Annotated in this window: 13 protein-coding genes; 9 read left to right on the top strand and 4 right to left on the bottom strand. The window is 70.8% G+C overall.

Going from position 1 to position 11992, the window contains the following annotated elements:
- Positions 1-17: 17 nt before the first annotated feature.
- The 5 genes from bioD to AC069H_RS31150 all read left to right on the top strand — a co-directional run bounded on the left by bioD (position 18) and on the right by AC069H_RS31150 (position 3861).
- Entirely contained in the window at positions 18-740 is a 723-nt protein-coding gene (gene bioD / locus AC069H_RS31170; RefSeq protein WP_478234696.1) for a dethiobiotin synthase, read from the top strand.
- A gap of 84 nt (positions 741-824) precedes the next feature.
- Complete coding sequence (gene bioB, locus AC069H_RS31165; RefSeq protein WP_400562928.1) at positions 825-1841, top strand: biotin synthase BioB; 1017 nt, start codon at positions 825-827, stop codon at positions 1839-1841.
- A complete protein-coding gene (bsaP, locus tag AC069H_RS31160; protein ID WP_125684417.1) occupies positions 1828-2031 on the top strand; it encodes a biotin synthase auxiliary protein BsaP in 204 nt (67 codons plus the stop codon). Before bioB ends, bsaP begins: the two co-directional genes overlap by 14 nt.
- Positions 2032-2170: 139 nt before the next feature.
- The gene (locus tag AC069H_RS31155) at positions 2171-2776 is read left to right on the top strand and encodes a DUF2567 domain-containing protein (RefSeq protein ID WP_478234695.1); all 606 of its coding nucleotides are present in this window, start codon (positions 2171-2173) and stop codon (positions 2774-2776) included.
- A gap of 44 nt (positions 2777-2820) precedes the next feature.
- Positions 2821-3861, top strand: a complete 1041-nt coding sequence (locus tag AC069H_RS31150; protein ID WP_219150237.1) for a M48 family metallopeptidase — start codon at positions 2821-2823, stop codon at positions 3859-3861.
- Between the two features lie 57 nt (positions 3862-3918).
- On the opposite strand, the gene AC069H_RS31145 is transcribed toward AC069H_RS31150, so the two are convergent.
- Complete coding sequence (locus tag AC069H_RS31145) at positions 3919-4635, bottom strand: LON peptidase substrate-binding domain-containing protein (protein ID WP_478234694.1); 717 nt, start codon at positions 4633-4635, stop codon at positions 3919-3921.
- Positions 4636-4675: 40 nt separating this feature from the next.
- A complete protein-coding gene (locus AC069H_RS31140) occupies positions 4676-5311 on the bottom strand; it encodes an NUDIX hydrolase (RefSeq protein ID WP_478234693.1) in 636 nt (211 codons plus the stop codon).
- A gap of 115 nt (positions 5312-5426) precedes the next feature.
- On the opposite strand from AC069H_RS31140, the gene nadA reads away from it, so the two are divergent.
- The 4 genes from nadA to AC069H_RS31120 are packed head-to-tail and all read left to right on the top strand — an operon-like array spanning position 5427 to position 10192.
- The gene (gene nadA, locus AC069H_RS31135) at positions 5427-6437 is read left to right on the top strand and encodes a quinolinate synthase NadA (RefSeq protein ID WP_037344779.1); all 1011 of its coding nucleotides are present in this window, start codon (positions 5427-5429) and stop codon (positions 6435-6437) included.
- On the top strand, positions 6434-8089 hold the full coding sequence (locus tag AC069H_RS31130; protein WP_478234692.1) for an L-aspartate oxidase: 1656 nt from the start codon (positions 6434-6436) through the stop codon (positions 8087-8089). The genes nadA and AC069H_RS31130 overlap by 4 nt, the downstream gene beginning before the upstream one ends.
- Positions 8086-8976, top strand: coding sequence for a carboxylating nicotinate-nucleotide diphosphorylase (gene nadC, locus AC069H_RS31125; RefSeq protein ID WP_478234691.1), 891 nt, complete (start codon positions 8086-8088; stop codon positions 8974-8976). The genes AC069H_RS31130 and nadC overlap by 4 nt, the downstream gene beginning before the upstream one ends.
- Before the next feature lie 46 nt (positions 8977-9022).
- Positions 9023-10192, top strand: a complete 1170-nt coding sequence (locus tag AC069H_RS31120; RefSeq protein ID WP_478234690.1) for a S8 family serine peptidase — start codon at positions 9023-9025, stop codon at positions 10190-10192.
- Between the two features lie 64 nt (positions 10193-10256).
- Here the strand turns inward: AC069H_RS31120 and AC069H_RS31115 are convergent, their stop codons facing one another.
- Together AC069H_RS31115 and AC069H_RS31110 are read right to left on the bottom strand one after the other, a co-directional pair.
- Positions 10257-10634 (bottom strand): hypothetical protein, encoded by a 378-nt coding sequence (locus tag AC069H_RS31115; RefSeq protein ID WP_340687519.1) that lies wholly within the window; start codon positions 10632-10634, stop codon positions 10257-10259.
- Positions 10635-10644: 10 nt separating this feature from the next.
- Positions 10645-11991, bottom strand: a complete 1347-nt coding sequence (locus AC069H_RS31110) for an alpha/beta hydrolase (protein ID WP_478234738.1) — start codon at positions 11989-11991, stop codon at positions 10645-10647.
- Position 11992 lies beyond the last annotated feature (1 nt).

The raw sequence follows: 11992 nt of genomic DNA, 5'->3' as shown, positions 1-11992 counted from the left end.
CACTAGATTCAACGCACGTGAGCATGCTGGTCATGACCGGCACCGGTACGGGTGTCGGCAAGACGATCTCCACCGCCGCCATCGCCGCTCTGGCCGCCGGTCAGGGCCAGCGTGTCGCCGTGCTGAAACCGGCGCAGACCGGAGTGGGCCCGGACGAACCGGGCGACCTCGCCGACGTGCTGCGGCTCGCCGGTCCGGTCACCACCCGTGAGCTGCGGAGATATCCGGATCCGCTGTCGCCGGAGGCGGCGGCCAGGCTCTCGGGACTGCCGACGCTGGGCCCGAGCGAGATCGCCGCCGCGGCGAGCGACCTCAACGGCGAGCACGACCTCACGCTCATCGAGGGCGCGGGCGGCCTGCTGGTCCGTTTCGACGCCGACGGGGCCACGCTGGCCGACGTCGCGTGGTCGCTGGGCGCGCTGGTCATCATCGTCGCCGAGGCCGGGCTGGGCACGCTCAACGCGACCGCGCTGACCGCCGAGGTCGCCACCAAACGCGGGCTCACCGTGGCCGGGGTGATCATCGGTTCGTGGCCGGACGAGCCGGATCTGGCGGCGGTGTCGAACCTGCGGGACCTGCCGGTCGCCGCCGGCGCCCCGCTGCTGGGCGTGCTGCCCGCCGGGCTGGGCACGGCCGGGCCCGAGGAGTTCGCCGACCGGGCCAAAGCCGGGCTCTCGCCGTGGTTCGGCGGGGAGTTCGACCCGGAATGCTTCGTCGGCCGCGCGTCGGCGCAGAAGTGACCTGCGTCGCTGTGGCCGAGGCCCCCGGTCGTGCACGATGATGTGCCTTTGCTTCACCGCCCCACCCCGAACAGGAGCCGCCTCGTGACCACTGCCCCGGAGACCGTCGACATCCTCGCCGTGGCGCGTGACCAGGTCCTCGAGCGTGGTGTCGGGCTCAGCGAAGAGCAGATCCTCGAGGTCCTGCGGCTCGGCGACGATCACCTGACCGACCTGCTGGCCCTGGCCCACGAGGTCCGGATGCGCTGGTGCGGCCCCGAGGTCGAGGTCGAGGGCATCATCAGCCTCAAGACCGGCGGCTGCCCGGAGGACTGCCACTTCTGCTCGCAGTCGGGCCGCTTCCCGACGCCGGTGCGGTCGGCGTGGCTGGACATCCCCGGCCTGGTCAAGGCCGCCCGCCAGACCGCCGAGACCGGCGCGACCGAGTTCTGCATCGTCGCCGCCGTCCGCGGCCCCGACAAGCGGCTGCTCTCGCAGGTCCGCGAGGGGATCAAGGCCATCCGCGAGGACGGCAACGACATCCAGATCGCCTGCTCGCTCGGCATGCTCACCCAGGAGCAGGTCGACGAGCTCGTCGAGATGGGCGTGCACCGCTACAACCACAACCTGGAGACCGCGCGCTCGCATTTCGCGAACGTCGTCACCACGCATACGTGGGAAGAGCGCTGGGAGACCCTGCGCATGATCCGCGAGGCGGGCATGGAGGTCTGCTGCGGCGGCATCATCGGCATGGGGGAGAGCATCGAGCAGCGCGCAGAGTTCGCCGCGCAGCTGGCCGAGCTGAACCCGGACGAGTGCACGATGAACTTCCTCATCCCGCAGCCGGGTACGCCGTACGAGGGATACGAGGTCGTCGAAGGCAAGGACGCGCTGCGCACCGTGGCCGCGTTCCGGCTGGCGATGCCCCGCCCGCTGCTCCGCTTCTCCGGCGGCCGTGAGCTGACCTTCGGCGACCTGGGCACCAAGCAGGGGATGCTCGGCGGCATCAACGCGATCATCGTCGGCAACTACCTGACCAACCTCGGCCGCCCGGCCACGGCGGACCTGGCGATGCTCGACGAGCTGAAGATGCCGGTGAAGGCCATCAGTGACGTCCTCTGACCGACCGGCGTTCTGCGTCCACTGTGGACAGCCGTCCGACGGTGGCGCGGAACATCCCGCCTGCCACAACCCGAGAACGGCGCTCGAACCGCCGCGCTACTGCACGTACTGCGCGCGGCGGATGGTCGTCCAGATCACCCCGGTCGGCTGGACGGCCCGGTGCAGCCGTCACGGCGAACTCGCCGGCTGACTTCGCCCATTTCGTCCTCTGAATGCGGTGGTTGCGCGTGCAACCACCGCATTCAGAGGACGAAACGCGGTGGAGGCGCGTGCGCTGGGGGCGTCATTGGTTACGCTCTGCACAAGCAGCACGAGGGAGGAGTCCGGGGTTGGGCGAGACGACCGGTAAACCGGCGCACCTGTCTTCCAGCGTGCCCGACCCCTGGTCGGTGCCCGTGCTGCCGAGGCCGCGCCGTCCGTACCCCAAGGTCGTCGTCAAGGCCGATCTGCTGCCGGCGGTCAGCGTCCTGTCCACGGCGGGGCTGCTCGGCTTCCCGCTGGCCTGGCTGTGGTCGAGGCTCGCGCCGCCCCAGCGGATGCGCGTGATCAACGACCGCGGCACCCTCGCCCCGCTGGAACTGGAAAGCTGGCACCGCTTCGACGACCTGGCCGTCTACGGTTTCCTCGCGCTCGGCGCCGGGCTGCTGATCGGCATCGTGACCTGGCTTCTTCGGGAGCGCCGCGGCCCGGTCGTGCTGATCGCCGCGACCGGCGGCGCGACCCTCGCGGGCTGGCTGGGGACGACGATGGGCGTCGCGTTCGCCAACTGCCGTTACGAGATCGCCGCGGCGCCCGCCGTCGGCGACGTCATCGCGAAGGCGCCGCAGATCGAATCCCCGTGGATCATGCTCGCCGCGCCGTTGATGACCACGCTGGCGTACACGTTGCTGACCGCGTGGAACGGACGGGAAGACCTGGGCCGCCGCCTCGGCTGACGAATTTCCTCTAGGGTGGGCGGCAACTTCTCTAGGGGGCTTTCTTGACCGACGACATCGAGGTTTCCCGGCACAACGCCGTCCGCTTCCCGGGTATCAGCCCGCGCGCCTACGAACACCCCGTCGACCGCGGCGCACTGGCCACGCTGCGCGCCGTTCCCGGGTTCGCTCAGGTCGTGAAGGCGGTTTCGGGCTTCTACGCCGAACGCGGGGAGCGGCTGATGGCGCTCGCGTCCGCGATCAGGGTCGGCCCGAAGCAGTATCCGGAACTGGACAAGCTGCGCAACGAATGCGCCGAAACGCTCGACCTCGACCGCGTGCCGAACCTGTTCGTCGCCCGCAGCCCCGAGGTCAACGCGCAGACGATCGGCATGGACGAGCCGTTCATCGTGCTCAACACCGCGGCCGTCGAGGCGATGGACCTCGCGTCGCTGCGGTTCGTGATCGGGCATGAGATGGGGCATGTGCTTTCCGGGCACGCGGTGTACCGCACGATCATGATCCGGCTGATCGGCCTGCAGATGTCGATGTCGTGGACGCCGGTGAGCGCGATCGGCATCCGCGTCGTCATCGCGGCGCTGCGCGAGTGGTATCGCAAGGCCGAACTGTCCTGCGACCGCGCCGGGCTGCTGTGCTCCCAGGACCCGACGGCGGCGCTGCGCTCGCAGATCCTGGTCGCGGGCGGGATCGACCCGTCGAAGATCGACATCCCGGCCTTCCTGCAGCAGGCGGCGGAATACGAGTCGGTCGAGGACATCCGGGACAGCTACCTGAAGCTGCGCTACGTCGAGACGATGTCGCATCCGCTGGCCGTCGTGCGCGCCGCGCAACTGCAGAAGTGGGCCGCGTCGGAGGAGTACCGGGGGATCCTGGCCGGCGAGTACCCGCGCCGCGACGAGGACGCGCCCTCGTCCAACTGGACCGACGACCTGAAGTCGGCCGCGAAGTCGTACAAGGACTCCTGGAACAGCTCGGCCGACCCGTTGACCAAGGTTTTCAGCGACGTCGGCGAGGCGGTGTCCGGGGCGGCGGGCAAGGTGTGGAGCAAGTTCGGGTCCGAGAAGGGGCCGGAGTCCGGTAAGTAGTGGGTCTCGTGAGTGGTAAGGATGGTTAGAACCGTCCTTACCACTCACGAGGTCCGCTCAGTTCAGGTTCGAGGGGCGCGTGAACTCGCCGAGTTCCCCTGGCGGCATCGGGACCGCGCCGAGCGTGCTGAGGAACCCGGCCTCCCGCGTCAGCAGCCGGCACGCGATCCGCAGCCGCCGCAGCGGGTTGGTCTCCTCCAGCAGACGCTGCCGGTCCTCCAGCGGGAGCAGGCAGTCCGCGGTGAGCCGGTACGCGAGTGCCGCGATGTCACCGTCGTCGGGCGGCGTCGTCCAGTCGTCGGCGTCCCAGGCGGATTCGCAGTAGCGCCGGTGCGCGGCCTTCGCGACGTCGGCGAGCCTGGTCACGGTGTCGCCGTGCACCGTGGCGACCTTGTCGTCGGGCACCCACTCGACCGAGCCGATCAGGTACGGCGCGGAAACACGGTCGATCTCGAGCAGGCGGAACCGGCGCCGCGCGGTGGTGACGACGTCGAATCTGCCGTCCGGCAGCCGTTTCGCCTCGCGCAGCACCGTGCTGCAGCCGAACTCGTGGACGTGCTCCGGCCCGCTGACCTCCCTGACCATCGCCGAACGCAGGGCGACGACCCCGAACTCGCGGTCCGGGACGACCTCGCCGACGAGGTCGGCCATCAGCTGCCGGTACCGCGGTTCGAAGATGTGCAACGGAAGGTGTGTTCCGGGCAGCAGCACGGTCTGTAGCGGGAACAGCGGCAAGATCGCCTTCCCGGTGGACTCCTCGCTCGGCTCGGTCACCCGTTCAAGGTACGGGGACCGGGAGGACTTCGCAGGACGGTCACTTCCCGGTGGGCGGGCGGAAGACCGCGAACGGGTCGGTGATCTGCATCCCCTTGCCCGCGAAGGAGAAGAGTGCCGCCGGACGTCCGCCGCTGCGCCCGGGTGGGGCGGTGTGCCCGGTGGGGACGAGCAGCCCGCGCCGGGACAGCACCCGCTGCAGGTTCGTCGCGGACACCCGGTAACCCAGCGCAGCCGAATACAGGCCCCGCAACGCCGATACGGTGAACTCTTCCGGGGCGAGCGCGAACCCGAGATTCGTGTAGCAGAGCTTCGAGCGCAGCCGGTCCCGCGCGCGCAGCACGATGGACTCGTGGTCGAACGCCGTCCGCGGCAGCTCGGAAACGTCGTGCCACTCGGTGTCTTCGGGGACCTCGGGGTCCACATCGGACGGTACGAGGCCGAGGAACGCCGTCGCGACCACGCGGGGTCCCGGCACCCGGTCCGGCGCGCTGAAGACCGCCAGTTGCTCCACATGCTTCAACTGGCGTACGTCGACCTTCTCCGCGAGCTGCCGCCGGATGGACGCCTCGACGTCTTCATCCGGGCGAAGCCTGCCGCCGGGAAGGGACCAGCGGCCCAGATGCGGATCGAGCGCGCGCCGCCACAGCAGGACCCGGAGTGTGTCGGAGCGCACTTGCAGGACCGCTCCCAAAACCTCGTGGGCGAGGGGGGTCTGGGTGTTAAGATGACTTCGCACGGTTTTCGATTGTAAGGCGAAAACCGGAGATCGGTCCAGGAGGGCCAGAACGATGACGAGCACCCTGCAGAACGACCTGACCCCGTACGGCGGAGTTGTCGCCGACGCTGCTTGGGCGGAGGAGGTGCGGAGTCTCGCTCGCAAGCGTGACGCCGTCCTGCTCGCGCACAACTACCAGGTCCCCGAGATCCAGGACATCGCCGACTTCACCGGCGACTCCCTCGCGCTCAGCCGCATCGCGGCGAGCAGCGACGCGTCCACCATCGTCTTCTGTGGCGTGCACTTCATGGCCGAGACGGCGAAGATCCTGGCGCCGGAGAAGACGGTCCTGATCCCGGACGCGCGGGCGGGCTGCTCCCTCGCGGACTCGATCACCGGCGACCAGCTGCGTGCTTGGAAGGCCGAGCACCCGGGCGCGGTCGTCGTGTCGTACGTGAACACCACGGCCGAGGTCAAGGCGGAGACCGACATCTGCTGCACCTCGTCGAACGCCGTCGACGTGGTCGCCTCCATCCCCGCTGACCAGGAGGTTCTCTTTCTGCCGGACCAGTTCCTCGGTGCGCACGTCAAACGCGTGACCGGCCGGGAGAACATGCACATCTGGGCCGGGGAGTGCCACGTGCACGCCGGGATCAACGGCGCCGAACTGGCCGAGCGTGCCTCGGAGAACCCGGACGCCGACCTGTTCATCCACCCGGAATGCGGCTGCGCGACCTCGGCGCTGTACCTCGCCGGCGAGGGCGCCGTCGCACCCGAGCGGGTCAAGATCCTCTCGACCGGCGACATGGTCCACGCCGCCCGCGACACCAAGGCGAAGTCGGTGCTCGTGGCCACCGAGATCGGGATGATCCACCAGCTGCGGAAGGCCGCGCCGGAGATCGACTTCCGCGCGGTGAACGACCGGGCCTCCTGCCGGTACATGAAGATGATCACGCCGGCGGCCCTGCTGCGGTCGCTGCGCGAGGGAGCCGACGAGGTCCACGTCGACGCCGAGACCGCCGCCCGTGCCCGCGCTTCCGTGCAGCGCATGATCGAGATCGGGCAGCCTGGCGGCGGAGAATGACCGACTCGGTTACCGCTCTTCAAGCGAAAACCCACCCGGTCTGGGAGGCCGCCGCCGATCTCGTGGTGATCGGCAGCGGCGTGGCCGGGCTGACCGCGGCGCTGCGCGCACAGGAGCTCGGCCTGCACGTCCTGGTGGTCACCAAGGCCGCGGTCTCCGACGGGAACACCCGCTGGGCGCAGGGCGGGGTCGCGGTCGTGCTGGAGAACGAGCACGAGCGAGGCGACTCGGTCGGCAAGCACGCCGCGGACACGCTCACCGCCGGTGCCGGGCTCTGCGACGAGGACGCCGTGCGGTCGATCATCGCCGGTGGCCCCGCCGCGGTGGCCAGGCTGCGCGCCGAGGGCGCTCGTTTCGACCCGGCGGCCGAAGGACGGCCCGAGCTCGCCCGGACGCGGGAAGGCGGGCACAGCGCGTTCCGCGTCATCCACGCCGGTGGCGACGCGACCGGCGCGGAGGTCGAGCGGACGCTGGTCGCGACGGCCGGTGACCGGCGGATCCCGGTACTGGAGCACCACATCGCCGTCGATGCGATCCGCACGTCCGCGGGCGAGGTCGCCGGCGTGACCGTCCTGGACCGCAACGGCGTGCCCGGGGCAGTCCGGGCGCCGGCGGTGCTGCTGGCCAGCGGCGGGCTGGGGCAGCTCTACCAGGCGACGTCGAATCCGGAGATCGCCACGGGGGACGGGCTGGCGCTCGCGTTGCGCGCGGGGGCGCAGGTCGCGGACGTCGAGTTCGTCCAGTTCCACCCGACGGTCCTGTTCACGCCCGGCGCGCGCGGCCGTCTCCCGCTGGTCACCGAGGCGGTGCGGGGCGAGGGCGCGACGTTGCACGACGCGACGGGCGCTTCGGTGATGCGGGGAGTCCATCCGCTCGGCGATCTCGCGCCACGGGACGTCGTGTCGGCGGCGATCACGCGCCGGATGGTGCAGGCACCCGGCGGTATCGACGACCACGTTTTCCTTGACGCGACTGGGATCTCCGGGTTCGCCAAGCGGTTCCCGACCGTGCACGCGGCGTGCGCGGCGATCGGATTGGACCCGGCGAAGGAGCCGATCCCGGTCACGCCCGCGGCGCATTTCGCCTGCGGTGGTGTCGTGACCACTGTGGACGGACGCTCCGGCGTCCGCGGTCTCTACGCGGCGGGCGAGGTCGCCAGGACCGGTCTGCACGGCGCGAATCGGCTGGCCTCCAACAGTTTGCTCGAAGGACTGGTCGTCGGGCAGCGGGTGGCGGAAGCGGTCGCCATCGATCTCGCCGCCGGCTTGCTGGCCGACCCGCGCCGCGGCGTGCTCATGCCTCCGGCGAAGGTCGCGGTGGCCGATCGTGACGCGTTGCAGCGGGCGATGAGCCGGTACGCCGCCATCGGCCGGGACGCGGAAGGTCTTTCGGTCGTGGGTTCGGTGCTGGATCTCTCGGTCATCGAAAGTCCTTTGTGGACTCCGCAGCTCGTGGAGGACGCGGCGCTCACCTTGGTGGCGGAGGCACTGGTCGCGGCGGCGGCGCGCCGGACGGAGTCCCGCGGCTGCCATGTGCGGACCGATTTCCCCGAACGCGACGACAACGTCTGGCAACGCGGCCAGCTCATCCGGCTCAGCCCGTCGGGGCAGCCGGTACTGGCCGATCCGATCGCTTTGGAGGGTGTGGCATGAGCGAATTCTCCCCGTGGGTCACCAAGGCGCTGGCCGATCACGGTCTCGACGTCGCCGATGTGCACCGTGTCGTCACGACGGCGCTGGCCGAGGATCTGCGGTACGGGCCCGACGCGACGACGAACGCCACCGTGCCCGAATCCGCCCGCGCGCTGGCCGAGCTCACGCCGAGGACGGCCGGTGTGGTCGCCGGGATCCCGGTGGCGCTGGCGGTGTTCGACGTCGTGCTCGGCTCGGGCCTGGAGATCCTGGCCGCTCGCGACGACGGCGACCGGCTGACCGCCGGCGAACCCGCGCTGGTGCTCCGCGGCCCGGTGCGCGGCCTGCTCACCGCCGAACGCACGGCGCTGAACCTGCTCTGTCACCTGTCCGGTATCGCCACCGCGACCGCCGCCTGGGTGGCCGCAGTGGACGGGACCGGTTGCCGGGTCAGGGATTCCCGTAAGACGCTGCCCGGGCTGCGGTTGCTGGAGAAGTACGCCGTGCGGGCCGGTGGCGGGGTGAACCACCGGCTCGGGCTCGGCGACGCGGTGCTGATCAAGGACAACCACGTGGTCGCCGCCGGTTCGGTGACCGCCGCGCTGACGGCCGCGCGCGAGCACGCGCCGGAACTGCACTGCGAGGTCGAGGTCGACGACCTGGCCCAGCTGGAGGAGGCGCTCGCCGCGGGCGCCGACGAGGTGCTGCTGGACAACTTCACCCCCGACGAATGCGCGAAAGCCGTCGACCGGCGAGACGAGGTTTCGCCGAAGACGAGGCTGGAATCCTCGGGCGGCCTGCGGCTGGACGTCGCGCGGGCGTACGCGGAGTCCGGTGTGGATTTCCTCGCCGTCGGAGCGCTCACGCATTCCTCGCCCGCGCTGGACCTCGGGATGGACCTCCGCTGACCTCCGGCACTAGAATTCCCTTGTGTGACAAGGGAATTCTGGAGGAATGGTGGGCTTTGCCGGTAAAAGTGCCGTCGCGGGATGCGTGGCTTTCATGGCATCGCTCGGCATCGGAGTCCCGTCGACGGCGGTCGCCGAACAATGCGCGAACCCGACGGGCACCTACACCGCGGCGGTCCCGTGGGGACAGCGGCTGATCGATCCCGTGCGGATCTGGCCGCTGTCCCGCGGCACCGGCCAGCTGGTCGCGGTGATCGGCACCGGGGTCGACGGCGGCAACGGGCAGTTCGCGCCCGGTCAGCTCCTCGGCGGCCAGGGCACCCAGGCCGACGACTGCGACGGCCGGGGCACCATCGCCGCCGGGATCGTCGGCGCGCAACCGGATCCGTCCACCACGTTCACCGGTATCGCGCCCGGCGCCAAGATCCTGCCGATCCGCTACACCCAGGTGAACGGCGGCGGTGACCCCGGGCAGCTCGCGTCCGCCATCGAAACCGCGCTGAACCGCGGCGCCGGGATCATTCTGATCGCCGTCCCGGCCGCTTCCGACAGCCCCGCGCTGGCCGGTGCCGTATCGCGTGCCAGGGAGAAGGGCGCGCTGATCGTCTCGCCCGCCGCGGGGTCGCAACAGGGCCAGACTTCCTACCCGACCGCGACACCCGGCGTGCTCGCCGTGGGATCGACCAACCAGGCCGGTGAGGCGGTGCAGACGGAAGCCGGTTCCTACGTGGGGATCTCCGCACCCGGCGCCGAACTGGTCAGCACGTCCGCGGGCGCGGGTGGGACGGTGGCGCACCGGTGGCCGGTGAGCGACCCGAGCCTGGCCGCCGCGCATGTCGCGGGTGTCGCCGCGCTCGTGCGCGCGTATCACCCGGGGCTGTCGCCGGAGCAGGTCGTCACGCGGCTGACGCTGACCGCGCACCGCGGCCCGAGCGGCGGGCACGATCCCCGGCGGGGCTGGGGCGCGATCGACGCCTACGCCGCCGTTTCCGCCTCGATCCCGGCCGGCACACCCGGACCTGGAGGGCCGCCGAGTACCGGCCCGGAAACCTTCGTCGTCCCCGCCGCCGCGCCCGCGCGGGCCAACGCGGACAAGGTTTCCGGTGTGCTCGCCATCTCCGGGGTGGCCGCGGCCATCGCGGCGGGCGTGGTGGTGGCCGCGGTCCGGCGGGGCAAACGCCGGGGTTGGAAGCCTTCGCGATTCCGCGCCTCGTGAGCGGCAGCGGTGTACTGGGGGACACCGCCGCCACTCACGAGGTCTTTTCGCGACCCCCTGGGGTTTAGGGGACGGATACGCAGGCCGTCGAGCCCACGATGGCCACGCCGTCGCCGGCACGGGAGACGTGCACGTTGAAGTCGGCGCCGTCCCGGCTGAACTGCGCGATCAGCTCACGCGGGTTGCTGCGGTCGCGCGTCCGCCAGCCCTGGCTTTCCAGCAGGGGCAGGACGACGTCGACGAGTTTGCGGATCGCGTCGGTCGCGTCGTCCACCCGGAGGCCGTACTGCCAGCAGAGCAACCGGCCCGGCTGGGTCGGGTCGCAGTCCAGCTCGCCGTCCACGGTGCGCTCCGCGCTGGAGCCGAAGGTGCCCGCGACACCGTCGATGACCGCGGTCAGGTCCTCGGCCAGCGGGTCGAGCTCGGTGTTCCTGGTGATCATGGTGAACCCCTCACAAGCCTCGTCCGACGCCTTCGATGACCATCTCGCGCAGCGAGCCACCGGTGAAGCCCTCGTGCGTGACCGCGCCGCCCGTGATCACACCGTAGATGTTGTTCCACGAATCGGAACCCGGCTTGAGCACACCGCTGTGGGACTCGAAGCCCCACTGCAGATCGCCGTTCGCGTCGCGGCCGGTTTCCAGTTCGACGACGCCGGGGAAGCGGTCGGGGTCCGCTCCGTGCCCGGCGCCGAGCCATTCGAAGAGCCCCGCGTTGCCCTGTGCCACCACGATCGGGTCGAAGGGGGCCGTCATGGAGTACCGCTGCACACCGGCCTGGCTGGCCGGGAGGTCGTCCGGGCCCCAGATCCCGTGTCCCATGCCCGCGGACTCGACGTGCAGCACCTGGTCGGCCCTGAGCCCGAGCTGCTCGGCGAGCCCCACGGTCGCGCCGCCGTAGCTGTGCCCGACGGCGGTGACCACGACGCCCGGTCCGGCGTGGCTGTCGATCTGGCCGCGCAGTTCGTCGCCGAACGCCTTGAGATCGGGCGCCATCGTCTGCGCGTAGTGCGCGGCCGGCCCTTCGGTGATGACGTTCTGGGGGAAGACTCCGTCGGCCCAGACCACCATCGCGGTCCGTCCGGTGGCGTCCGCGGCGACCAGGCTCTTGCCGAGGTCGGCGTAGCTCTGGAAGTTGTCGAACGAGGTGTTGACGCCGGGGACGAACAACCCGACGTTGCGCGTGCCCGGCTCGATGCGGCCGACCAGTTCGACGATGCGCCCGTTGCCAGACGGGTCGAACCGCAGGATCTGCCGGTCGTTGGCGAGGATGTCCTCGTACAGCGCGATCCGGGTGCGCGCGCTCGCGATGTCGTCGGCTTTTCCGCCGTGTGCGAGGAGATTCGCGAGCCGTTCGCGTTCGGCGGTCAGCGCGTCGGTGACCTTCGTGCGGTTTTCGGCGATCGCGGTGGCCCACGAGCCGGTGTCGGCCGCGCCGCCGACGCCGGACGGATTCCCGGCCTTGGGCAACGGGTTCTCCGGCATCAGCGACCGGTACGCGGCGGCGATCTGGACGTCGGTGCGCCGGTAGCCGCCACCCGCTGAGGTGAGGCCTTGGTGGATCACCGTCGCCTTGGTGATCTGGCCGTCGAGTTTGCTGGCGACGTCCTTGATCGTCTTGGTGTACGTCGCCGAAGCCGCGCTGGAAGCCGAAACCTGGCCGAACGCGGTGGCCGGGACGTTCTCACCCGCCAGCGCGGTCTGCGCGGTCTTGAGCACACCGGCGCGCTGTTCGAGTTCGGCCGCCGCCGCTTCGAGCCTGGCGGGGGCGACTCGGTAACCGCCCGCACTGGATGCCATC

This window comes from Amycolatopsis sp. NPDC043887, assembly GCF_056435665.1.
The sequence above is the reverse complement of the archived record's forward strand: the minus strand, read 5'-3'. Positions and strand labels throughout refer to the sequence as shown.